We start from the raw sequence: 23,581 nt of genomic DNA on the forward strand, positions 1-23,581 counted from the left end.
GGCCTGAACTGATCGCATCACCATAACGACCACTACGGGCCCACGCGACGCTTCATTCCGCGGCCTTCAGCGTACGCATACATTCTTCCATGAGGTCCAGCATCTCCTCGTAGAGCTTTCCACGCTCATTAGGTCAGCGATGGAGAGTCCCTTGACGTTCAGTTCGTCATAACGTTTCGCTCCGGAAGCGTTGCCAATTCCAAACGCCAACTTGAGCCTGCGTGGTACGCATCCGGTGAAGACCGCAGACGTGCGTATCTGGTGGCCAGAGAACCTGAGCACCGGAGTGCTGGGGTCAAGCTTTCGATGGGGAGACGCGATGATGTTCTTCGAGGAGGAGTTTGACCTCCTCGAAGCCTTCATCGGTGAAGATCCCGTCGTCATCATTGGCGCCGTAGACCCAGATGACGCCGTCCTAATCCGGGACACAAAGGGGGTGAACTCCCGTCTCGACGGCGCGGGCGTCGCCGCCGTTGCAAAGGCGGTCGTCGCCATCCGCTCGTACCATGCCGCAGCGAGTCAAAGCGGCCCGCATCTGACCCTGCCTCTGTCAACCAAGGACAGCCGTGCGGTGCTCGTGACGCTTAAGGTGGAAGCGGAAGGTGAGGCGCTGATGGCGGCCGAGCAGGCACGCGCCTTGGGGTGCTTGTGAGCGGCGTAGTTGTCAAGAACGACGTGGATGGCCCTGCTGGCCGCCACCTCGGCATCGACAGCGTTGAGTGAGGCGGATGAATTCCTGGTGACGATGGCGCTGCATGTTCCTGCCGATAACGGTGCCATCGAGCACGGTAAGGGCGGCAAACAGGGTGGTCGTGCCGTTGCACTTGTAGTCGTGGTCGTGGTGCCGAGCCTACCCTTCATGGGCAGGCCGGGCTGGGTGCGGTCGAGCGCCTGGATCTGGGCTCTTCTCGTCGACCGACAACAGGATAGCGTGAGCCGGTGGATCAACTAGTGGCATGGCCGACGACGTTGCGCAGTTTGTCGACGAACTGCGGATCGTTGCAGAGCTTGCACTGGCGCGCCACACGCAAGTCTTGAACTTACCAGATTGCCGCATGATCTCGAGGGTGCCCACGCCGTCGCTGCTCAACAGAATGATCTCTGCGCGCCAAACGTGCTTCTGCAGCGCACTGCGATGGGCGCGCTGATCAGAGAGAGGCTGACGATCAATCGAAGAAACGGTGAGGTATATTCCTGTGCGCATGTACCAGACTCGCATGCGCACTCACAAAAGGGAATCCTCAGCCGAACTCTTATGTCAGGCGTAAACCACTAGCACGACAGGGCTCCCGGCAAAGCTCTGGGATCGACAGATTGCCCATTGCGGCGCGCTGGAAGGCTACCTGGTTCCAGTTGTGGTCGCAGGCACCCCAGAGCACGAATGCAGATGAATTGACTTTATATCGAGCAATATTTTTTCCGCCTTTAGCATCCAAGAAATCCGGTCTTAGATCCACGTAAGAGTGAGCCACTAGGGCGGCCTTAACATGTCCTCGTTTTCGATTGTGAACCACAAAATTGATCCCACGCGAGTGGCAAAAGCACTTAAGCCGGATGGGAGCATGGATGACAACGATCGGGTTGAAATTGGGCCGACGGACGTCGCCTTTGCGGAGTGGGCAGCCTTGGGCCTGACCACGCCCAACCTAGATCGTATGCGCAAGACCCGTCTTGATCGGATTGTTCTGCAACTCCGCCAAAGAGACTATGCGGGCGTGCTCTGCTTCGACCCGCTGAACATACGATACGCTTCAGATTCCTCGAACATGCACATATGGATCATGCACAATCCGTCACGAGCTGTGTTCGTATCGGCCGACGGCTATGTCGTTCTCTGGGATTTCCATCGTTGCAGCCACCTGTCAACCTATCTGCCGCTCATCAACGAAACCCGGGATGGCGGGGCCGGCTTTTACTATTTCGTTGCCGGCGACCAAGAAGAAGCAGTCGCCAAGGACTTTGCCGGACAAATTGACGAACTGTTGCGCCGCTCTGGTGGCAAAAACCGTCGTCTTGCCGTCGACAAGATCGAAATCCCCGGCCTTCGTGCGCTAGATGCAGTTGGCATCGAGGTTTGCAACGGCATGCAGCTCATGGAGCACGCCAGGGCCATTAAGGGAATCGACGAGATCAACGCCATGCGCTGCTCTCTCGCGACCTGCGAGATTGCCGTTGCCAAAATGCGAGAACGTTTGCAGCCCGGCATAGCCGAAACGGAACTTTGGTCGGTTCTTCATGCCGAAAACATCGCACGTGGTGGCGAGTGGATCGAAACGCGCATTTTAACTTCCGGCCCGCGCACGAACCCCTGGATGCAGGAGGCCGGCCCCCGTCGCATTGTCTCAGGAGACCTCGTCGCCTTCGACACCGATATGGTGGGCCCGTACGGCATGTGTGCCGACTTCTCCCGCACTTGGCACTGCGGTGACGGCCGACCCACCGAAGCACAGCGAAGGCTGCACGACATAGCCTACGAGCACGTAGCTGCAAACATGGCTATGCTAAAGCCGGGCGTCTCTTTCACCGAACTCACTCAGCGCAGCCACAAGCTTCCCGCGGATTTCGTCAAGCAGCGATATGGCGTCATGATGCATGGCATTGGTCTTTGCGACGAATATCCCGCGATTCTCTATCCTGAAGACTTCATCCCGGGAGCATTCGACTATGTTCTCGAGCCCGGAATGACCCTGTGCGTCGAGGCTTATATCGGTGCCGTCGGTGGGCGGGAAGGCGTAAAACTGGAAGAGCAGGTGCTCGTGACCGAGAGCGGAGTTGAAAATCTCACGAGATGCCCGTTTGATGAGGCTTTGGTGGCCTAGGGATTTCGGCCGAGTCTCTTCAAATTGTCCAATTCTTGAGAGATCCGCGGAAAAGCTGTTTGTTGCGCATCTGGCTCAGCACTTTTGCGGAAGTTGGCTTTTCGTTGGTCCAACTCGCCCGCCTACATTCGTAGAAAGGGGGGTGGAGGCATCCAAGTCCATGGTCGACGCCCTGACCCGCGAGTGCTGTCGATACTCTGACCAGCAGTCGGGCAGTGGCAGCTGTGGCGTCAGATTTGCAGCAAGTCCGCTGTTAGCCTCCGAACACACGGTCTCTGTTGGGGGTGGCGCATGTGGCCATTCCGCCAAGGATATTGGTCGAATTGCAGGCAATAGCCGGTCAGTGTCAGGTCACACTGGGTTGGCGCTTCGTGACGACGATTTTCGTGTAGCAGACATTTCGCTGAGTGGTTTGCATGCTCTCGATCTTGGCTGGGGACACAACAATGTGGAGCTTCGGTGTATGGAGCGCGGATCGGTCGTCATCGTTCGGCGTGTTCGGTGCTCCATGGGGCGGTCAATTCATCTGCTTACGTCACAGCCGGGACCTGCTTGACAAGAAACCTGAGGCAGCGCGATACTATGAGAAGTCCCTCCTGTCGTGACGGAACGCTATCTCGGAGGATAAATATGCACTATTCCCTAGATATACATGCCGAGGCTGGGCGTTTGTTGGAAGAGAAATGCTGTGCGATTTCCGCCCTACTGATCACGACTCCCCTGGTCGGCTTGCTTTTCGCATTTGCGTCACAGGGGACAAATCTTTTTGACTCTACTAACCCGGAGAGGGCCTTCCTCCAGAGTTCTTCGATCGTGCTGCCGCCGCGCTGAGCAAGTCCAATAAGTCTGCCACGGATGTAGCTAAGCTGAGCGTCCGACGGAAACGCCCCAGTGTTGATTTTTCGAGCTTTCTCTGACTTGCCTGTCGGAGTCCACCAGAGGCGATCCGTCGCGACGCAGCCTAGTGCTACTTTGGCAGATTTTTGGCGATGTGGGCATTTTGAGGATTGAACGAAGCCGCTAACGCGGCATTTGGCGGATCGGTTTGCAGGAACGCTTCTGTTTTGAAGGATCGCGGCTGTTGAAGCGCAATCTGAGAACAGGAGCTACAGAAATGGCCAAGTTGACCCCAGTTCCCCGGCGCATGATCGAGGATATGACGATCCGTAATCTGCCGCCGGCCACGCAGCGATCCCCACGTGCATGCCGCGGCGAAGTTTTCGCGCTACTTGGCCGTTCGCCGGACCGGCTCGGTCTGGAGGACGTGCGCGCCTTCCAAGTTCATTTGATGTCGACCGGAATCTCGTGGCTGCGCTGAACCAGACGGTGTGCGCGCTGCGGTTCCTCTACGGCGTGACGCTGGGCCATGCCGAGAGTCCGGAGCGGATCGTCTATGCTCGCTCGCTACGCACGCTGCCGGTGGTATTGAGCGCCGACGAAGTCGTGGCCTTCCTAGAGGCGGTGCCGAGCCTGAAGTGCCGTACGGCCCTGACGACGGCCTAAGAGCAGGTCTCAGTGCTTGGAGACTGTCGGGCTGAAGGTCGGCGACATCGACAGCGGTCGCGGGGTGATCCGTGTTGAGCACGGCAAGGGCGACAAGGACCGCACCGTGATGCTGTCGGCGCAGCTTCTGCGCATCTGCGAGTCTACTGGCGGCTTGGCGAAGCCGCGGGACTGGCTGTTTCCCGCGCGCGGGTGTTATTTGGGCTTGTCGTTCGGCGCGTGCGGCCGCCTAAGCGGGTGACGGTCCACACGCTCAGGCACAGCTTCGCCACGCATCTTCAGAACGCACCGACATCCGCACCATCCAGGTTCTACTCGGCCACAACAATCTGTCCGGCGGCGCGCTACGCTAAGGTCTCGAACAGCCTCATCCGACGCACGACAAGCCCGGCTGAACATCGAGGTGCCGCCAGGGTGAGTGGTACCGCCATGTCGGCGAGACTGAAGGTGGCGGATATCTTCCGCCGCCATGGCGAAGTATATAGACAGGTTCATGACGGCTATCTAGGCTCGCATCGAGCGGCGTGTGATGAGCGCGATCGAGCTCTGCCGGACCGCCGAACTGGGCGGCCAGTCTACGGCTGCCGCTCCTGCGGTCGATCCGCGTGGCCTACAATTCCTGTCGCAGCCGGCACAGTCCCAAATGCCAGGGTCAGGCCTGCCGGGACTGGCTTGCCGCACGCCAGAATGAACTGCTGCCGGTGCTCTATCACGCAGTGTTCATGCTGCCGGCTGAGGTTGCTGCGATCCCTTTCACAAGGCGGCACCTTATACGCGGCCGAAACGCCTGCGCGCGAAGCCAATCTCAGGCATTTGGGAGCTGAGATCGGCCTCATCGCGGCGCTGCATAGCTCTCATCTACCATCCCGCCTGATTGTATCGTACCGGGTGGTGGTGTCTCGCCCGACGGCACACGCTGGATCTCGTGCAGGCCGGGCTCTTTTTACTCGTGCGCGTGCTGTCGCGCCTGTTTCGCTGGCGCATGACACGGAAGACGCGCTTGTGATTGACGGCCGGTTCGCCGTCTTTCGCGTTCCCTGTTCGTCAGGGCTGTGATGCGACGATCGCCATAGGTCGGGCGTTCGTCGATCAGGCGGCGACCAGCTCCAAGAGCCCATCGTCATCGGGGTTGCGATAAGGCCCGCGCGGCTTCACCAGGCGATGCAACTCATGGAGATGGGAACGCGCCGCCCCGAGGGTCTCGGCAACGGCCTTCATCGGGAACCGTCCCTCGGCTGCGACAAGAGCCGCAAGTTCGGTTTTTTGACTCCGACCTGGCCAGCGCGTCTTTGAGGATCTCCACTTCCATGGTCTTGCGGCCGAGAAGCCGCTCGAGGTCGCGAAGGCGCTCTTCAAGCCGCCGCACTTCCGAACTCCCGACCACAGATTCGTCCGATCCCACCGCAGCCGTTCCGCCTTCCTTCAATAAACGGCGCCAACGATACAAGAGATTTGGCGCCACGCCTCATCGTGCGGCGACAGAGGACACGGTCTCACCCGGAAGGAAACTCTCCTCGATAATCTGCAGCTTCTGTTCGGTCGTCGTCCAGTGTCGGCGCCGTACCTCCCCGGTGATCAGTTCAATCCGTCGACAGTCGTCAGCCATAAGCCTGTGCTTGAGGATATCCCCAAGCCTCCCGCGTTAGGCCGACTGTCCGGCCGAAATGGGGGCCAGTTCAGGATCCGACATTGTTGGCGAACTTCGAACAAAGGAGGTCTGTGCAGTTCTTTCACGACGCCTTTCTTCGATGAAGAACAGTGTAATGCGAGCCTTCAGGTCAAATGGCATGACGCATGCACAGGGTTGTGCGAGCCGGAAGGAACAAGGCCATGCTGACAGAGAACCAGATGAAAGTGCCTGCCGAGATCGTGCCTCGCCAGGAGAATGCCGAAGAGACCCGCCACGTACCTTCGGAGCTCGAGCACGAGGATTTAGCCGATGCGCGCTGTTGGAATGCAGGCGATCGCCCCTTGCTGACGGGCAGGGTTGGGTCATGCAGTTGAAGGGCGATCGTAGGCTAGAGGCTTTTCGACGGATGCTTCGCATCCGCCGATTCGAAGAAGAAGGTAGGCGCCTGTTCAACGGTGGTCAGATCCCTGGTTGGTTTCACACGACCGTGGGTCAGGAAGGCGCTATCGTCGGAGCAAGCCTCGCCCTCCGGGACGATGACGCCATGACCGGAACACACCGTTCGCATGGCCATCCGATTGCGAAGGGCGCGCATTTGCAGGCGCTTATGGCAGAACTGATGGGTAAGGAGGGCGGCGTTTGTAAGGGGCGTGGCGGTTCGATGCATTTTGCGGACAGTTCAGTGGGGATTATCAGTGAATCGGGAATCGTCGGAGGGGGCATTCCTCTTGCCACAGGATGCGCATTTAGCGCCAAGGTGCGCGGCGTCGATCAGGTTACCCTTTGCTTTTTCGGCGACGGAGCAGTGAACCAGGGCACTTTTCACGAGAGCCTCAACATGGCCTCGTTGTGGAGGCTTCCCGTCATTTATCTTTGCGAGAACAATGGCTATGCAATGACCACCTCCGTAGCAACAAGCCACGGACAGCCGGACATTGCCCTACGAGCGGCAGGTTACGGAATTCCAGGAGAAATAGTAGACGGACAGGACGTCAGTGCCGTCTATCAATCTGCGGCATATGCGGTCACGCGAGCACGCGCGGGGCAGGGACCCACTCTCATAGTGGCCAACACTTATCGGTTCGATGAACACAATATAGGCTTGGCCGTTTCTGGGGAGCCTTATCGACAGGTCGCAGAAGTCGAGGCACACAAACGCGACCGGGACCCAATTTTGCTATATCGCACTGTGCTGCTCGAAGAGGGTGTAAATGAAGAGACTCTAGCAACCATCGAGCATGAAGTGGCCCAAGCCGTCACACAGGCCGTACAGTTTGCTTTGGCTAGCCCCATGCCCCGGCCCGAAACGTTGCCCGACTATATGTTCGTGTCGACCATTGCCCGCTAAGGGTGGGCTGGAGGGATTAATGGATGTGAAAGACGATACCCACAGAGACGCAGCCACGCCCGGTCCCCATATTCAGATGACCTATTTTGAGGCAATCGTGCAGGCCCAGCTAGAGGAAATGCATCGGGATGAGCGCGTTGTATTGTTGGGAGAGGACGTCTCAGTTCATGGCGGCGGCAAGCTTATCGAATGCTTCGGCAAGAACCGGGTTTGGAACATGCCAATTTCAGAAGGCAGTTTTACGGGACTTGGCATCGGGGCTGCCATCAATGGTTTGCGACCGATTGTAGACATTTCAACTGCCAGTTTCATCTATCTCGCTTGTGACCAGATTGTAAACCAGGCCTCAAAATTGCGGTATATGACTGGGGGCCAGATAGACATCCCAATCGTCTTTCGCTGCTGTATGTTCTCGACGGGCTCCGAAGCGGCACAGCATGCCGACCGGCCTTACCCGCTTTTTATGAACGTGCCGGGCCTTAAGATTATCAGCCCGACCAGCGCTGCCGATATCAAAGGCCTCATGAAATCCGCCATTCGCGACGGCGATCCTGTGCTCGTCTTCGAGGACACCCGCCTCTGGCCTCTCAAAGGCGACGTCCCCACGGATCCGGACCATTTAATCCCAATTGGCAAAGCGGACGTGAAGCGCGAGGGGGAGCACGTTACCGTCGTTGCCATCGCCGGTGCTATCAGGCCGACCATGGAAGCTGCCAACTACCTCATCGAGGAAGGCATTTCGGTCGAAGTGATCGATCCACGTACATTGAAGCCGCTCGATTATGAGGCAATCAAGATGTCAATCGAGAAGACCGGACGGCTGATTATTGTCGAGAACGGACACCGTATCTGCAACGTCGGAAGTGAAATCGCAGCGGTGATGGCGGAAGAGTCCTTCGATCTTTTGAAGCGACCTATCTTGCGGCTGAGTGCTCCAGATATTCATGTCCCATTCAGTCCGGCTCTTGAGAAGGACTTTTTTCCAACACGGGACAGCATTGTTGGCGCCATACGACAGTTACTCTGAGTTCCCAAAAAACGCATGAATGGAAGTAACACAGCAACTGCCGTTATCGTCGCAGTAGGAGGTGATAAGACGCGCTTAGAAAAAGAAGGCAGGCCATCAGACGATAGGCGGGAAACATTCCAGAAGGGATAGGGCTTATACATGAGTAAATCATTCATCGATGGCAGATTCGGTCTGAGTGGGAAGACCGCTTTGGTGACCGGCGGAGCACGCGGCATCGGATTGCAAGTCGCGCTTACATTACAAGAAGCTGGCGCCGATATAATTCTCACTGGAAGGGATCGGGTTCGCGTGGCCGCGGCGGCAGATCAGTTTCCAGTCAAGCCTAAAGTCTATCAGCTCGATGTTAGGGACTCGCAGGCGGTACGCGATCTCGCCGATGGCATCGCCGTTTGCCCTGACATCCTTATTAACAATGCCGGGGTGTCCCGCGCGGCGCCGACGAAATATACCACCGACGAGGATTGGCGAGCTGTCCTTTCAGTCAACTTGGACGGCCTGTTCTACTGCAGTCGCACCTTCGGCTCTCTCATGGCGGAGCGCGGTTCCGGCGTGATTGTAAATATCAGTTCGATATGTGGAGATGTTGTCACCCGACAGGAATCCGTAGTCACGGCTTACAATGCGAGCAAGGCGGGGGTAACTATGGTAACCAAAACCCTTGCTTGCGAATGGGCAAGATCTGGGGTTCGGGTGAACGCAGTGGCGCCTGGATTCGTACAGTCAGAGATGACCGACCAGTATCCTGTAGAAGTGGTCAGGGCATGGTCTGATCGGACGCCAATGGGCCGCTTCGGCCAACCTCATGAGATTGCATCTGCCGTCCAATTTCTTGCTAGCGACGCGTCAACCTATATCACGGGAACGGTATTGTTGGTGGATGGTGGCTACACTTGCTGGTGAGATTTTCTATTGGTTAATTCTGGTGGGCCATCCTGCTGCCTGGGGTGACAAAGCAAGATGATCTACCCATCGAAGTTTCTGTGCGTCGCACTACTTGATCCATAGTTTCGTAGTCAAAAGCACGGTGAACGTCAACCGAATCGATGAAGCTATCCAGCAGTTTGGCGGTGCGTTCTTGAGGCCGCTGTAGGTTAGGTGTAAGGCCGTTCACCAAGCTCGTTTGAATGACAGTTCGCGCGACGAGCAGAAGCTCGTGCATCGTACCTTCTCCCAGACGCTCCCCAGCCAGCTGAGTGATGTAGACACCGGTCATCACCCGTTGCCATGGGATCTCTGGTCCTTCACCAGGATCGGTGCGGCGGTAACGGATCCCATCATCGCGCCTCTCATTCCCCAGCCGACTTGCGCGAGAAGAATAGGCCTATATTGCGGCAACCAAGACACTCTTTTTGGTGGTCATGACGTCACATCCTGCAACAGATAAATACAACTACTTCACAAGAATTTACCAATCGCAAACCACGAGCAGTGGTATGTTGGACGAACTCACGCGCGGAAAAAAACCAGACAAGCTATTCGGAGTCGACAAACATGAAAAGAAGAGCGCTTATCCTGATCGAGGGTACAAGGAACAATGGTCCTCTATATGTCCAAGCGGCCCGAAGTCTTGGCCTGCACTCGATTACCCTGGCGGCTGATCCACTTAGGCACTACTATCATGCCGCAGAAGACAGTGAGGTAATCTGTGTGGACACATCCAATCTCGATGCGCTGATTTGCGAGTGTGTTCGGCTGCATGCGACCTATGATATTGCTGGGATTACGAGCTCGGAGGAAGCTGCATATGCGACAGTCGGCATGCTCTGTCGACATTTCAATCTGCCAGGTCCGAACGCCGAATCGGTTGAACGATGCTGCGATAAATTCACTCAACGTCAGCTGCTTGGGCAAGCCGACATTCCAATTCCTGCCTACGCGTTGGCAACGAATGCGAGCGAGGTTGTAAGCTCTGCCGCTAAAATCGGCTTTCCTGTAATTGTAAAACCAGCCACGGACACCGGCGGCAGCGAGGGGGTCCGATTGTGCGGCAGTAGCGAGGAGCTAATCCAGCATACTGCTTATCTATCAAGCAGGTGGAGTACATGGCAGTCCCCAGCAAGAATATTAGTGGAACAATTTGTGAAAGGCTTTCATTATTGGGTGGAGATGATGGGAGATGACGTCATTGGAATCGCCTCTCTCGAATTCGGTCCCTCGCCGCATTTCGTATATAATAGATGCGCCTATCCGGCCTTGCTTACCAATGAAGAGGATGAGCGCATCGCCGATGTTTCACTGAGGTGTTTACAGGCTCTCGACCTTCACTGGGGTCCGACCAACGTTGAACTCAGGTGGACGGCACATGGGCCGGTCGTCATTGAAGTAAATCCGCGTATGTCGGGCTCGCCCGGTGTTGAGCTAGTTGAGCTAGCTTGCGGTATCAATCTTATCCGAGAGCACATTAAACTCGTGATCGGCGATGAGGGCGATTTGCGCGGAACCCGTTCAGAAACTGCTGCTGCGCAATTCCTAGTTCCTGAACGGGACGGCGTTCTCGATTGGATCGATGGCGTCAGCCGGGCGGCTGCTGTACCTGGCGTCGCCAAAGTGAAGCTTTACCTTGAACCAAACACCACGATCAAAAGGAGAGGCGATCACCGAGACTTAATCGGATATGTGACCGCCAGCTCGCCTGACATCGCTCGGACGGAGGCGATACTTCAGCGGGCCGTCGGCTTAATTGAGTGGTCGGTTACATAGGTTCGATTTCCCTTGCTACCTGGCGGAGCGGCGCTTGTGTCCACCGTGTGGTGTTGCCGGGTTCAAGCGCCAGCCGCTGAAGATGATGAAGCCGACGTGCATCATTGTTGAAGCTGCTGAAGCGCTAGCGCAGCGAAGAAGAACCGCCAGGGAGCCATACGATCAGCGGATGGCGCACAGGATCGCTGGTCCTCGACGCACCCGTTTCCGGTTAACCTCCGAGCCAGCGACTGTCGGCCCTCCAACAGGGAAACCGGCAGTCCCGCGCGCGTCCGCAACAGCGGACGGTTGTCGTGCGTAGGACGGAGGAAATTCGCCCCTGCCTCGGGCGGTGAACGGGACAGCCGTAGGAGCGTCAGCAAAGCGCAGGCCGCAGGACGGGACGCGGGACGACTTTCCCCGTCCGCGGCGATCCGCATGTGTTTGCGTCAGGAGAAAGGCTGACCGGACGAAAGGCGCACTGCCGCTTCTCGAAAGTCCGGTCGCTGATCAGCGACGTGCGGTAGGATCGGCCATAGCAGGGCCGAGTTCCCCCTGGAAGAAAAAACAGGTGTTGCACCCGTCGGGTCCCCCTCAATTGCTGGGCAGCCTGTTAACTTCCAGCCTGGCATACTCGCTCTCCAGGTCGTCTTGCGCGGGTTCGGCAATTCCTCGAGCGTCAGCTCCACGGCCAAGATCGCCCGCTCAACGATCTCACCCGCGTCGAGCTCGGCCAGGCCCGAATCAATACCGGCCCAGCTGGTTGGCTGCCAGTCGCAGGAGACTGAGATTCTGCATGGCAGAGTTTACTCGGCAAGCGCCAGCCAGCGCTCTCGGTGGGCCGCATTCATACCCCAACAGAGCGCGTTCAAAGCTGAGGTTGCCGCCAAGGCGCTGTCAAGCAGAGGCTTATCGCGAAATAGAGACGTACGGGCTGCGATCGTTCGAAGGTCGTCGAACGATCGACCTGATTGCAGACCGCGCATACGCCTACGAGGCCCGGGGGTACGTCCTGGGATGTTTTAGAACAGCCATGCCCGCATTACTCCAGGAGCTTGGCGCAAGGCAACGGAGGCCTACGAGTTCTGCTGCACCCGGACAAGGAGCCCGTGTGCCGGTACTCACCAAACCGCCAGCTGGTTCCGAAATAAGGCGATGTCGCAGGTCCGAACAGCTTGCGCACGACTGCGCGAGGCATAAACTGGTTTTAACCCTAGCGAAACCTTTTGTGCATTCTCAGGGCAGTTGCTGGTGCTTACGATTAGAATGACACAAGCAAGGCTCGGCTTGCCGGATCCTGAGTATGTAATACTCCGCTTCCGCCGCTGCAGAAGCCAGTCGTCGGGGGGAACTTCGGCGGGGGGAAGGAAGCCGCGGGTCTCGATCAGCGGGATGGCATCTGGGTTTGAGGTAGCAGAACCGGGGAAGCGTCTTCACCGCTTCCCCGTCGATCCTGCGGATAGGGGCAGAGCTTGGCAAGCTAGTCCGCTCGGCAGATCGCAGAGGCGGTGGCATCGCCCAGACCATCGTGCCTCACGCGATGTCCCGCTGCCTATGCATGTCGCTCGTCGAAGTGAAGGGTGGAAAGGCAGTTGGATAAAAGGTTTGCAGGTAAGGTGGCTCTCGTGACGGGCGGGCGTAGCGGCATCGGTCTTGCGACTGCGCGACGTCTAAGGGACGAGGGCGCTCGCGTGTTCACCGCTCAACGTGGTGAGGACCGGGAATTCGAGGCCATTTCGGTCGACTTCACAGCTCCGACCAAGGCGGCTCATGCTATCAAAGCGGTTGTCGAACGGGCGGGACGGCTCGATGTCCTGGTAAACAACGCCGGGGTCATGCAGGAGGCGCTCGTCGAAGATATGAGCCTAGCAGATTGGGAGAGGACGATCGCCATAAATCTGACCACCCCATTCGTGCTGATAAAGGCGGCGATGCCTCACCTGCGGTCCACTGGCGGCGCGATCGTGAATGTCGGATCGATCGAGGGGCTGGGATCCAACCCGAAACACGCGGCCTATTGCGCCTCCAAGGCTGGTCTCCACGGTCTCACCCGCGCGGTTGCGATCGACCACGGCGCCGAAGGTGTGCGCTGCAACGCTGTCGCGCCTGGCTGGATCGACACCGACCTGAACTTGGATTTCATCGAGAGCATGCCGGACCCCAAGCGCTTTCGCCAGCAGATCGGTAATATCCATCCAATTGGGCGAACGGGGAAGCCGGAGGAGGTCGCGAACCTCGTAGTCTGGCTGGCTTCGCCAGAATCCTCGTTTATCACCGGTCAGGTGTGGACGATCGATGGAGGCCGAATGGCGAAGCTCAGTCTGCCACAGTAGAACCTGCGCAGGTTTGCCAAGCCGGACTTCATTGGACACCGCTCTCTTAAAAGGTGTTTGACAGCTTAGGTTGCAACCTGAGCGAAACGTTTGCGTTGTGCCCGGTATGAAAGAGGTCTAGGATTTCGGAGGATCTCTTGCAGTATAGTTCTAGAATTTTCTAAGCGAAAATTAACGAGCTTAAGTTCTGCGCAATGCAAGCGAAACAGGAGTATGATGGACGGTACCTTATGTTTTTTTGGATGGGAGTCGGTTTCAGCGGACACCTCCATGTGCTTCCCAATATACGTCGACCGGGCTAGATTTGGGATGTCGTGAGACGGCGATACATTTTGTACCGGGAATGGGCGCTCTCGCGGTCGGGCACTCGATCCTGATACTTGGCGCTCAGGCCAGGCCCATCGCTAGTTCCAACGCCTGCCGTTCGAAGAGGCGGCGGTAAATGCCACCATCGAGATCGATCAGCGCGGCATGATCGCCGTCCTCCATGATGCGGCCACGGTCGAAGACGAGCAGCCGATCGAGCGAGCGGACCGTCGACAGCCGGTGTGCGATGACGAGTGTGGTTCGACCCACCATCAACCGATCCACCGCTTGTTGAATGAGCACCTCGGATTCCGAATCGAGGCTCGATGTGGCCTCGTCAAGAATAAGGATCGGCGCGTTCGCCAGGAAGGCGCGCGCGATCGCCACGCGCTGGCGCTCGCCGCCGGAGAGCTTCAAACCTCTTTCGCCGACCAATGTCCCATAGCCCTTCGGCAGGGGCGCGATGAAGTCATGCGCACTGGCCAGCCGTGCCGCTTGCTCGATTTCGGCCTGGCTCGCGCCAGGCCGGCCATAGGCGATGTTCTCGGCAAGCGACCTGTGAAACAGGATAGGCTCCTGCTGCACGATCGCGATCTGCGAACGGAGCGACTCTTGGGTCACCTCGGAGACGTCCTGGCCGTCTATCAGGATCCGGCCGCCGCTCAGGTCGTAGAGTCTCTGGATGAGCTTCACGAATGTTGACTTGCCGGAACCGGAAGGTCCAACCAACCCAACCCTTTCGCCAGCCTCAATCGACAGCGAACATTGGCTATAGATCGGCAGGGGATGGTTGGCGTAACGGAAGTGGACGTTCTCGAAATCGATGCGGCCCGTCGTGATCCGGATCGGCTTGGCCTCTGGACGATCCGCAACATCCAGCTGCTGATTGTGGATGGCCACCAGTTCTTCCATATCATTAACCGAGCGTTGCACGGTGCGGACATGCATGCCGGCATCACGCAGATAGCCCTTCAGGACGATGAAGGACGTGAGAACATAGGCTATCTCGCCCGGCGTTGCCTGTCCATGCGACCACAGAAGCAGGGCATATCCGACCACCGCCACCCTGAGCGCAACCAAAGTGACGCCTTGGGTTGAGTCGACGATCGTTCCGCGCACCCAACTCCGGCGCGCGCGGTGCCGCCATTTGGTCATGATATTTTCAAGCCGCTGGTCTTCGCGAACCTCGGCGCCGAAGCCTTTGACCACAGCGTTGCAACTGACCGCGTCCGCAAGCGCGCCGCCGAGCTTTGTGTCCCATTGGTTGGCAAGGCTCGCCGCCGGCGCGACATAGCTGAGCGACAGCGAAATCGAAAACGCTAGATAGATCAGAGAGCCGCAAGCAAAGATCACGCCCATGACCGGCCAGTGCCAGCCGAGCAGCGCCGTCGAACCTACCAAGATGATAAAGGACGGGAACAGCGCGACCAATATTGTGCTGTTTAGAGGGTCGAGCGCCCACATGCCGCGCGTTATCTTGCGCACTGTCGAGCCGGCGAAGCTGTTCGCATGCCAGTCTGTCGAAAAGCGCTGGACATGATAGAACGCTTCGTTCGCGACATCGGACATCATCTTCAGCAAAAGATCGTTCAGGCCAATGACGGCGATGTGGCGCATGGCGATGGCAACGAGCGCAAGCGCAATCGGTACAGAGAAGGCTGCAAGGGCCGAATGCCAGGCTGGTGCTGCCACAGCAGCGCCGCCTGCAACAGCATCGATGAGACGACCTGAATAGACCGGCATCAGCACGTCAGCCAGCGTGGAGGCAAGCATCGCAGCCGTGATGATCGCGAGCCGCACCGGCTGCCGGCTCCAGTGGCGGACAGTGAAGGCGAGTACGTGGCGACCAGTGGCGCCGCGTCCATGGACGGGGAAACGTTTCATAGTTTCCAAGCGGGCGCATCAACACGCTCGGTCCCAAAGACGTTAAAAGACAAAACTAGAATTTTCGACCTCCCCCATAACAGCATCAATTTTGGCGGGCAGCTCCTGCCGCCTCACGACGGTGATGTTCAAAAGTCGTGCCAACTGAGCGGGAACATCCGAAGGACAAATTCAGCAGGTTACCGAGCCTGGAGAAAGTCAGCCGCGATCCAGTCGAATACTTTTGCTACGGCTGCCCAGCTCGGGAGATTGGAAAAGAAGGTCGACGTATCGATTGAATTGTGAACTTGTTCTTTCTCCATCCGATAAGCGGAGTGAGTGCATCACGTTGCCTCGATCAAATAAGTACAGTTGCCATGCAGCTTTCTCAGGCCCGGGACTTAGGTGCTGATTTCAAAAGCGCGCCGCGAATACGTTCCTGCCCATATTCCGTCAATCGAATGCTCGACTGTCGGATTGTGCGCTCCCCGACACAGTGCTGTTCGGTTCGCCTCCTGGGTACCTCCCCCAGTCGATTGACGACCTGAAGAAGAAGCTTCGCTCGCAAGCTGGCACGACTCTTGAGGGTACTCCAGGTGGCGAAAGGAACTCCGGCTCGAGTCCCGTTGACTTCGGATGTTGCGAGGCTGGGCTGGAGCAAACTTTGCACCGATGAGAACGCAATGAAGGAGGCATCATGGAACTCCCGCAGGTGGAGTTAGACCTATTCCTCGAGATGACTGATGATATCGCTCAATCCGAACAGTTGTTCGAACGGATGTCTGCGTTTGCGCTGAAGTTCGATTGCCCGTGGATTGCCTATGGCCCGCTCGCATCAAAACAGGGGGTTTTCAAGCCGAACCGAGAGGGTTCTGTGGTGATGTGGAATTATCCTGCTGAATGGCAGGAGCGCTACTCGAGAATGGGCTATGCCAAAATAGACCCACTCATCAAGAAAGGTCGAAAGGAGGCGGGGCCCTTTCGATGGAGCGAGGTGTATACCGATGAAAGCATAACTGAAGATGGACGCCGCGTCTTGGACGAAGCAGCAACATTCGGCTTGAGGTCAGGCGTTACCGTCCCATTACATGGCCCTGGTGACAGCTTTAGGTTTGTGAGTTTTGCTCAATCCTCGGACTGCGAATTGCAGAATAGAACGATCACCTACCTGCAAATGGCCGCGCTGCGGTTTCATCGGATGGTTACGAAGTTCGACACTACGACTGCGTCGGAACGAGTACATAACCTGTCTCCGAGAGAAATACATTGCATTGATTGGGTGTCGAAAGGAAAATCGTCATGGGAAATAGGAACTATTTTAGGCAGATCACGAAATACGATAGATTTCCATTTAAAAAATGTAATGCGGAAGTTGGATGCGACCAGCAGAACGGTAGCTGTTGTAAAAGCTTTGAAACTTGGGATTATCGAACCGCCGTAGGTGCGCAGCTAGTTCTCCGCCCGTAGTAGCGCGCGTGATAGCCGAGAGCTCCGGCGTGCGCTCGCTCTTCGAAGCCCCAGCGCCTCGTCCATCTCGGCCTCGAGCACCTCCTGCATCACCCACCTCGTTCGATCTATCCGGGTTTCAAAGCAGAATGTCTTTGACGGCAGCGCTGGCGGTCTTACTTTCCGTCTTGATCATGGCGGCGTTCCTTCCAGGGAATCGGTGACGTTGAGCACCACCCTGTCATGACCGCCCGCTCTCAGCGAATTTGCAGAACTCAGCACGCCATTCTGTCTTAAGCGACTGACGCATGAGTGATGTGTGTCCAAAATCTGACAGCCGTCAGAAAACATGTCGGGTTCAAAACAGCGGAGCGTCTTGGGCCTGTCGGGCTTTTCGAAGCCTATCACGCAGTAACTGCGCGCCAAGGGCACTGGCACGGCCTTTGCTGGTCGAGGTGCGGCAATATAGTGTGAGGGTTAAGCCGCATGAGAACACGGAACTCGCTCGACGTAAGGGATGATCGACCTCATCCAGAAAGCTTCTCTCCGGCGGGTTCGAGGGTGCTGCGCGCGCATCTCGGCGACGGGCCAGCGATCGACGATTGAGGCTACATCTCCGGAGCGAGTGATGCCTCGAAAATTGCAATGCTGTCTCTGGTCCGACGCGCTGGAAGTTTGTGAAGAGTCGGCCCGGCAAATCGGCGAACCGGTCGGCTTAGGCTGCGAAAAAGGGTAGATGGCCGCGTTGCCGCGGTGGATCAACAGGCGGTGTCAGAAAGCCAAAGGCACACGTACACTATCGTGGCGCTTCGCAGGAGGTAGATGGGAGTAATCACCAGTGATTTTACCGGAACTTCGCTCAGCAAACACAGCCGGCAGGGTTTTGGAGATAACGACGACCACGGGATGTGTCGTAGGATGTTCATATTGTCCCCAGGACAAGTTCGCGGTCCGGCAAAGAAAAGTGTCTCATGCGAGTCATCTGGGTCTTGAAGATTTCAAGCGGTGTCTGGCCCGCGTACCGACTTCCGTCGACATTGGTTTTGCGGGATACTCCGAACCTTGGCTCAATCCGGACTGCACCGAAATGGTGGAGCACGCCTTCGCCAAAGGCCATGGCATCAGGATTTTTACGACGCTGGTGGGAATGAACGGGCAGGACCTGCAGCGATTGCAAGCCTTGCGCTTGGGCGTATTCGTGGTCCATGTTTTCGATGACGGCACCTACATGAACAGCCGCCTGGTCGGAGACAAGTATCGCGATCTGGTTCGTCAACTCGTCGACGCGGACATCCCCTTGATCCGATTCGTGGCCTTGGGCGAGCCCCACCCAGATATAGCCGACATTATTCCTACCGAAGCACTGATAAAAGCGCGGCCGGTGAGCAGTAGGGGTGGAAGCGTCGACCCTAAGATCGTTGCACCACGTCAGCCAGTGCTCGGAGCCCTAACCTGCGTGGACGAACGACAGTATCGGAATGTTCTTCTTCCAAACGGCGACGTCACCCTGTGCTCCATGGATTTTGAACGGAGTCACGTATTGGGCAACCTTCTATATGAGGGTTACTCCGATCTGTTTGAAAAGCCAGTTTTTCGCGAAATCGTCGACCGCATGAATGGAGCGGATGGTTTTCTGCTTTGCAGAATGTGTGAATTCGCCGATCCAAACGACCGGACCTGGGCGGATGCCGGCCGAGAGGGCGTGCCTGGCAATGCGGATGGCCCCACGACAAATGCACCTGCTCGCGACGCCATCGTGTTTTCGCGTGAGGCGCGGCAGTGGGCCTCGACCACATCGAAAGGGGTCTTCGGCTTCCAACCGAGCTTGTCGGCCTGCCTGCCTTGAGGTAACGCCGATCACAGGTCAACCTCGGTCGGACGGAAACAGCGTTCGTCGATCCCGATCAGCGCTTGATTACTTACTCACGGCCCACCTCGTCAACGCCTTCAGCCTCCCAGACGATCTCCTGTTCGACTCGCCTGAAGGCAGCAGCCCCAGCTGCGGCCGGGGATGGTTGCCGTCGCGGTAGTTGACGCTCTCGAAACCGATGCGGCCCTTCGCCAGCGCGTCTCCCGGTTGCTTCCGCCTGGCCTACGAACGGGCTTTCCGTCAAGGGGGTCCACGGCGGCCCCGCCCTTTTGATCCGGCGGCTCGGGCCAGTTATCGCGCAAGAGATCGGAATCCGCATTCTTCTCAAAGAGAGCGTGGCTTTCGCTGTGTCATCGGTCATCAAATAGTTTCTTGAATCAGGTTGGTGTCCGCAGCCCGAGGTTGAACGGCGAATATTGATGACCGCCGCGAAGCCGCTCGCTCGCTACGGCGCCATCGAGGAGCGCGCTCGCGAGCGGCTTCGCTACCGCCGAGCGACACAACCTCTGGCGACGCGACCCTGCTGATCTCCTTGGACCCATTCATTTGTGCGGAGGCGCTATGGGCAGCGATGGGTGGGTACGTCAACTACCTGATGCCATAGTATCGGTGCTTTCGCGGAAGGTTTAGAAGCCATCTTGTTGCAGCACATTCCCCGAAGACATCCGAATGGAGGGCAACGCAACCAACAATATTCAATGAGGATCCCGGCACCACCAGACCAAACCCAGACCAAACAAAGCTGCCTCCGGCATTCTGCTTCAATGTTAAACGACGAACATATGCCGCAAACCACTAGCCATTAAACAGCTCTCTTCTTTGACGACTATGTGCAGAGGACTTAATATGGACACCGACGCTTTCACGGCTCATGAATCTAGCGTTCGTCGTTATTGCCGGGCGTTCCCCACCGTCTTTACGAAGGCCCTTGGGGCGACGATCTGGGACGAGACGGGTAAGCCCTTTATCGATTTCCTGGTGGGTTCCGGCGCACTCAACTACGGGCACAACAATCCGGATATTATGGCGCCGGCGATTGAATATCTCGTCGGTGAGAACATTCTTCTGTCGCTTGATATGCATACGGCGGCAAAGCGTGACTTCATTGAAGGGTTCGTCGATTGGATCCTGAAACCCAGAGGCCTTTCATACAAGATTCAGTTTCCTGGGCCGACCGGCACGAACGCCAACGAAGCGGCTCTGGCGCTGGCGCGAAAATACACCGGCCGCTCGAGCGTCATGGCCTTTACGAATGCGTTCCACGGCATGTCGCTCGGCTCTCTAGCGGTGTCGGGCTCGGCCTCAACCAGGGAACTGGGAGGCGTCGCTCGCCACGATGTGATCCGTGTTCCCTATGACGGCTATCCGAGCCAAGCTTTCGATTCCGCCAGTTACATCGACAGCGTTTTGAGCGACCCGGGGAGCGGCATAGAAAAGCCTGCCGCAATCATTCTGGAGACCATCCAGGCAGAGGGCGGCATGAACGCCGCATCCGCAGCGTGGCTCACGGAAATTCAGCGCATTTGCCGCACGCATGGCATTGTTTTTATCGTCGACGACATCCAGGCAGGTGCGGGCCGAACTGGCGACTTCTTCTCATTCGAGTCTGCAAAAATCGAACCGGATATTGTTTGTCTTTCTAAGTCCCTTAGCGGTTCAGGTAGTCCGTTGTCCATCGTTCTGATTCGACCCGACTTGGATATATGGAAGCCCGGAGAACATAGCGGGACCTTCAGAGGAAACAATTTCGCCTTCGTGACGGCAGGAGCCATGTGCAAGATGTGGTCGGATAGGAAATTTACTGCAGGTGTCGAGCGGACAGCCGTCAGGCTGCAAACGCACCTCGATCGCCTGGTTGCGAAATTTCCAAGATACATCGAACAGAAGCGCGGCCGCGGTCTGATGGCCGGCCTGAAATGCCGTTCACCGGCAGTTGTCGGCCGCGTGCACGATGTCGCATTCGAAAATGGCCTTCTTATCGAATCCTCGGGGCCAAATCGCGACGTTATCAAAGTCCTCCCGCCGATAACCATCACCGATGCCGAACTCGATCGTGGCATCACCATCCTTGAACACGCACTACAGGAGCAAGACAATGCCTAGTCAGATATCTCAAGTGCCAGCCATCTCGCCGGTTTCGATCAAAGAACGGACCGGGTCGATCAACACGGCGGAGATCATCTCGGTCCTGAAAGGTGAGCTCACCGCTCTGCACATCAAGCAAGCTTTCAGCACCGAAGTAGCAGAGGAGATCACTACGAACTTTATTGGAAGCTCCGGTCTCAGAGAGCGTAAAGATGGTGTGCCCGGACAATATGTCGGTGCATCTCACTACAGAAAGGATGCAGCCACCTATTTCGCAGACGCCGAAAACGCGCGGCCGTACGTCGATGCCCTTTTTAAGAATTTGGTTGACCCGGTTCGAGCAGTATTCGGGGCGTTGAAGCGAGAGCTTCACAACCAGGGAATCGAATTGCGGCTAGCGCGTTCCGAACACGGCCAGGCCAATGTTTGTCGCGGCCTCAGTTGGTCGGGCACAGGCACGTTTTCCTTGGATCCCCACGACGACGTCGCTCAAGTCTTACGTGCTGGCGATGATTACGAGCTTTCTGCGGTGGCGCACAATACGGTCGCAGCGCTCAACCTCTATCCCAGCATGCCTGAGGAAGGCGGCAATCTGAAGCTCTGGAGCCACAAGCCGACGGTTGCGGACCGGATATCGCAAGGTGTGGAGACCACTGGATACCCCTATTCGGCAGCCTATCTGGAGGCCGTCCCTTGCCGCGAGTTCGAGCTCAAAACTGGGGATATCGCCCTAATCGATGGCGGCTTCGTTCACGGGGTTACCGGTCAATCAGGCAACGGAAAGCGTCGCGTGCTGCTGAATTGCTTTTTCGGATTTGCGCGGCCAGATCTTGTTCTCTGGTGGACCTGAGTGGATGTCCCCGACCGCGGGTCATATCGGCCTGAGTGGGAGCGCCGCGGCGAACAGAAGCCACAAAAGCTCCTGAACCGTCTAGCAGGAGCGGGAAGTAGTCGGCGGTGGCCAGGGAGGCGCCGCCGACGTCGTCCTGATTGTGGGCGATACAGGTGCCGCCCCTCCGGTGTTCAGCTTTGATTGTGCCGATGACGGGCTCGACCGCGTGGCGGTTCCCTTGTCTCGCGATTCATTTCCGGTGTCATGTTCCACCTAGTGCTGAAAACTCCAACCTGGGCTTTGCGGCACGTTGTGCCAGGATGCGCCGGCTACTCAGGGCAGAAGAACTCTTCACCCCAGAACTGGGTATTCGGGTCTCTCCACCCAGGGCGCGCCAGCTCCTCATCCGACAGACTGAAGGTGTCTTCGGGATCATATCAGACGGCCATCAGCCGCATCGGAATTCGGCGGTTCGCAATTTGGATCACGTGAGACTGGGGAGCCAATTTACCGCAAATATGCACTTTTGAAAGGACGTCCAAATGTCTCCGGTGGAATTCACAGCGGGCGCTGCAAACGCCAGTCATTTCCGCAACACCGCTTCGGTCATTGATCGGACGCGAATGCATTTCGAACGGGCTCACCAACGTGGTCTCATGGGTGTTTACGGGCGGTCTTTAGAGGGGAGGGCGGTCATGATCACGGAGGGCGAGCGTCGAGGCGATACCATGGCCGACTACGTACGTTGTTGCTACCTCGGCTTGGACAATCATCCAGCTATCGTTGCAGGCGCGGTTGCCGCGATAAAGGAATACGGATCACTCCACTGGTCTTGTGCACGCACGCGCCTGAATTTCGGACTCGTTGGTGAACTTGAGGGATTGCTTTCCCAACTCTTTGGGGCGCGGATTATTACTTACTCGACGGTTATGATTGCCAACATGGGCGCACTGCCAATCATCGCCTCCGGACATTTAACGGGAGGTCAAAGACCTGTCATGGTGTTCGACCGTCTGGCACATGCCTCGCTTGCCTTTCATAAGCCAGTTGTGGCCGAGGAGACCCAAGTCGAGACAATTCCTCACAATGACCTCGATGCTTTGGAGCAGCTTTGCCGCAAGCATCCAATCGTCGCTTACGTCTGCGATGGCGTCTATTCGATGGGCGGCTTCGCGCCGATCGAAGGGCTTCTTGAGTTGCAGGAAAAGTATGGCCTTTTTCTTTACATCGACGACGCACACGGAATTTCACTATTTGGCGAAAGTGGCGAAGGTTTTGCGCGCTCGCAATTACCCAACGAGCTAGGTGAGCGCACGATCGTCGCGGCGTCCCTCGCCAAGGGCTTCGGCGCGTCGGGCGGCATGCTCATGCTGGGAACGGCATATCAAGAAGAGCTATTTCGTTGCTACTCCATTCCGCATGCCTTCTCGGCTTCGCCCAACGTTGCAGCTGTCGGTGCCGCTATGGCCTCGGCGAAAATCCACCGCACGAGCGAGCTCAGGGTTCGCCGAGATCAATTGATCGACCGCATCGCCCTGTTCGACGATCTCATCAACACAGATCAGCGAGGCGCTCCTCTGCCAATTCGCATGATTAATGTGGGCGATGAATTTGCGGCTATTGATTTCGCAGCACGCCTATTCGATGATGGCTTTTACACTTCCGTCACGTTCTTTCCGACGGTCGCTCGGGGCCATGCGGGCATACGCATCTGTCTTACAGCGAGTCACGATCTGTCAGACTTGGCGCGGCTCTGTAATAAGATTCAGATCCACGGACAATCCGTGTTTACCGCAACAGAGGAGCCTCACTGAACACCAAGAATTGTCAGTCGTCC

General features: G+C 57.2%; 17 protein-coding genes and 2 pseudogenes. 16 read left to right on the top strand and 3 right to left on the bottom strand.

Features of this window, described 5'->3' with window-relative positions; genetic code table 11:
- Positions 1–592 precede the first annotated feature (592 nt).
- A pseudogene (locus EOA24_RS03345) lies at positions 593–1,204 on the bottom strand (hypothetical protein); the annotation flags it as partial.
- Between the two features lie 283 nt (positions 1,205–1,487).
- Between EOA24_RS03345 and dddP the strand changes: the two are divergent.
- From dddP to EOA24_RS03360, 5 genes are all read left to right on the top strand, one after another.
- The gene (gene dddP / locus EOA24_RS03350) at positions 1,488–2,819 is read left to right on the top strand and encodes a dimethylsulfonioproprionate lyase DddP (protein WP_126080638.1); all 1,332 of its coding nucleotides are present in this window, start codon (positions 1,488–1,490) and stop codon (positions 2,817–2,819) included.
- A 1,114-nt stretch (positions 2,820–3,933) separates the two neighbouring features.
- Positions 3,934–4,137, top strand: coding sequence for a hypothetical protein (locus tag EOA24_RS42800; RefSeq protein WP_245466463.1), 204 nt, complete (start codon positions 3,934–3,936; stop codon positions 4,135–4,137).
- Positions 4,125–4,322 carry a hypothetical protein gene (locus EOA24_RS42805; protein ID WP_245466462.1) on the top strand — a complete coding sequence of 66 codons (198 nt, stop codon included), beginning with the start codon at positions 4,125–4,127 and terminating at the stop codon, positions 4,320–4,322. Before EOA24_RS42800 ends, EOA24_RS42805 begins: the two co-directional genes overlap by 13 nt.
- Positions 4,323–4,338: 16 nt before the next feature.
- Complete coding sequence (locus EOA24_RS42810; protein WP_245466461.1) at positions 4,339–4,563, top strand: tyrosine-type recombinase/integrase; 225 nt, start codon at positions 4,339–4,341, stop codon at positions 4,561–4,563.
- Between the two features lie 364 nt (positions 4,564–4,927).
- Entirely contained in the window at positions 4,928–5,146 is a 219-nt protein-coding gene (locus EOA24_RS03360) for a transposase zinc-binding domain-containing protein (RefSeq protein ID WP_245466460.1), read from the top strand.
- A gap of 154 nt (positions 5,147–5,300) precedes the next feature.
- On the opposite strand, the pseudogene EOA24_RS42815 reads toward EOA24_RS03360, so the two are convergent.
- Positions 5,301–5,928 (bottom strand): annotated as a pseudogene (locus tag EOA24_RS42815) (transposase); the annotation flags it as partial.
- Positions 5,929–6,152: 224 nt separating this feature from the next.
- Here EOA24_RS42815 and EOA24_RS41395 point away from each other — a divergent pair.
- From EOA24_RS41395 to EOA24_RS03390, 6 genes are all read left to right on the top strand, one after another.
- A complete protein-coding gene (locus EOA24_RS41395; protein ID WP_189343319.1) occupies positions 6,153–6,326 on the top strand; it encodes a hypothetical protein in 174 nt (57 codons plus the stop codon).
- Between the two features lie 32 nt (positions 6,327–6,358).
- Positions 6,359–7,300 carry a thiamine pyrophosphate-dependent dehydrogenase E1 component subunit alpha gene (locus tag EOA24_RS03370; protein WP_245480723.1) on the top strand — a complete coding sequence of 314 codons (942 nt, stop codon included), beginning with the start codon at positions 6,359–6,361 and terminating at the stop codon, positions 7,298–7,300.
- A 19-nt stretch (positions 7,301–7,319) separates the two neighbouring features.
- Positions 7,320–8,327: a pyruvate dehydrogenase complex E1 component subunit beta gene (locus tag EOA24_RS03375; RefSeq protein WP_126080641.1), complete on the top strand. Its 1,008-nt coding sequence runs from the start codon at positions 7,320–7,322 to the stop codon at positions 8,325–8,327.
- 141 nt (positions 8,328–8,468) lie between these two features.
- Entirely contained in the window at positions 8,469–9,230 is a 762-nt protein-coding gene (locus EOA24_RS03380; RefSeq protein ID WP_245466459.1) for an SDR family oxidoreductase, read from the top strand.
- A gap of 591 nt (positions 9,231–9,821) precedes the next feature.
- Entirely contained in the window at positions 9,822–11,030 is a 1,209-nt protein-coding gene (locus EOA24_RS03385) for an acetyl-CoA carboxylase biotin carboxylase subunit family protein (protein ID WP_126080642.1), read from the top strand.
- A gap of 1,604 nt (positions 11,031–12,634) precedes the next feature.
- On the top strand, positions 12,635–13,342 hold the full coding sequence (locus EOA24_RS03390) for an SDR family oxidoreductase (protein ID WP_245468328.1): 708 nt from the start codon (positions 12,635–12,637) through the stop codon (positions 13,340–13,342).
- Between the two features lie 387 nt (positions 13,343–13,729).
- Here the strand turns inward: EOA24_RS03390 and EOA24_RS03395 are convergent, their stop codons facing one another.
- Positions 13,730–15,532, bottom strand: coding sequence for an ABC transporter ATP-binding protein (locus EOA24_RS03395; RefSeq protein ID WP_126080644.1), 1,803 nt, complete (start codon positions 15,530–15,532; stop codon positions 13,730–13,732).
- A gap of 676 nt (positions 15,533–16,208) precedes the next feature.
- Between EOA24_RS03395 and EOA24_RS03400 the strand changes: the two genes are divergently transcribed.
- The 5 genes from EOA24_RS03400 (at position 16,209) to EOA24_RS03420 (ending at position 23,558) form a co-directional block, all read left to right on the top strand.
- Positions 16,209–16,952: a LuxR family transcriptional regulator gene (locus tag EOA24_RS03400; RefSeq protein ID WP_126080645.1), complete on the top strand. Its 744-nt coding sequence runs from the start codon at positions 16,209–16,211 to the stop codon at positions 16,950–16,952.
- Between the two features lie 969 nt (positions 16,953–17,921).
- Positions 17,922–18,803: an SPASM domain-containing protein gene (locus tag EOA24_RS03405; RefSeq protein ID WP_245466457.1), complete on the top strand. Its 882-nt coding sequence runs from the start codon at positions 17,922–17,924 to the stop codon at positions 18,801–18,803.
- Positions 18,804–19,673: 870 nt separating this feature from the next.
- Positions 19,674–20,930: a diaminobutyrate--2-oxoglutarate transaminase gene (ectB, locus tag EOA24_RS03410; protein ID WP_126080646.1), complete on the top strand. Its 1,257-nt coding sequence runs from the start codon at positions 19,674–19,676 to the stop codon at positions 20,928–20,930.
- Complete coding sequence (locus EOA24_RS03415) at positions 20,923–21,762, top strand: hypothetical protein (protein WP_126080647.1); 840 nt, start codon at positions 20,923–20,925, stop codon at positions 21,760–21,762. The genes ectB and EOA24_RS03415 overlap by 8 nt, the downstream gene beginning before the upstream one ends.
- A gap of 524 nt (positions 21,763–22,286) precedes the next feature.
- On the top strand, positions 22,287–23,558 hold the full coding sequence (locus EOA24_RS03420) for an aminotransferase class I/II-fold pyridoxal phosphate-dependent enzyme (RefSeq protein ID WP_126080648.1): 1,272 nt from the start codon (positions 22,287–22,289) through the stop codon (positions 23,556–23,558).
- Positions 23,559–23,581 lie beyond the last annotated feature (23 nt).

It is taken from the genome of Mesorhizobium sp. M2A.F.Ca.ET.039.01.1.1 (genome assembly GCF_003998035.1).
Taxonomy (GTDB): Bacteria; Pseudomonadota; Alphaproteobacteria; order Rhizobiales; family Rhizobiaceae; genus Mesorhizobium.

Bases quoted from the DNA above. Each gene is read 5' to 3' on its own strand.
- ectB (WP_126080646.1), top strand. From the start codon at position 19,674: ATGGACACCGACGCTTTCACGGCTCATGAATCTAGCGTTCGTCGTTAT.
- EOA24_RS42800 (WP_245466463.1), top strand. From the start codon at position 3,934: ATGGCCAAGTTGACCCCAGTTCCCCGGCGCATGATCGAGGATATGACG.
- EOA24_RS03400 (WP_126080645.1), top strand. From the start codon at position 16,209: ATGGAACTCCCGCAGGTGGAGTTAGACCTATTCCTCGAGATGACTGAT.
- dddP (WP_126080638.1), top strand. From the start codon at position 1,488: ATGTCCTCGTTTTCGATTGTGAACCACAAAATTGATCCCACGCGAGTG.
- EOA24_RS03420 (WP_126080648.1), top strand. From the start codon at position 22,287: ATGTCTCCGGTGGAATTCACAGCGGGCGCTGCAAACGCCAGTCATTTC.
- EOA24_RS03395 (WP_126080644.1), bottom strand. From the start codon at position 15,532: ATGAAACGTTTCCCCGTCCATGGACGCGGCGCCACTGGTCGCCACGTA.
- EOA24_RS03370 (WP_245480723.1), top strand. From the start codon at position 6,359: ATGCTTCGCATCCGCCGATTCGAAGAAGAAGGTAGGCGCCTGTTCAAC.
- EOA24_RS03380 (WP_245466459.1), top strand. From the start codon at position 8,469: ATGAGTAAATCATTCATCGATGGCAGATTCGGTCTGAGTGGGAAGACC.
- EOA24_RS41395 (WP_189343319.1), top strand. From the start codon at position 6,153: ATGCTGACAGAGAACCAGATGAAAGTGCCTGCCGAGATCGTGCCTCGC.
- EOA24_RS03385 (WP_126080642.1), top strand. From the start codon at position 9,822: ATGAAAAGAAGAGCGCTTATCCTGATCGAGGGTACAAGGAACAATGGT.
- EOA24_RS03375 (WP_126080641.1), top strand. From the start codon at position 7,320: ATGGATGTGAAAGACGATACCCACAGAGACGCAGCCACGCCCGGTCCC.
- EOA24_RS03415 (WP_126080647.1), top strand. From the start codon at position 20,923: ATGCCTAGTCAGATATCTCAAGTGCCAGCCATCTCGCCGGTTTCGATC.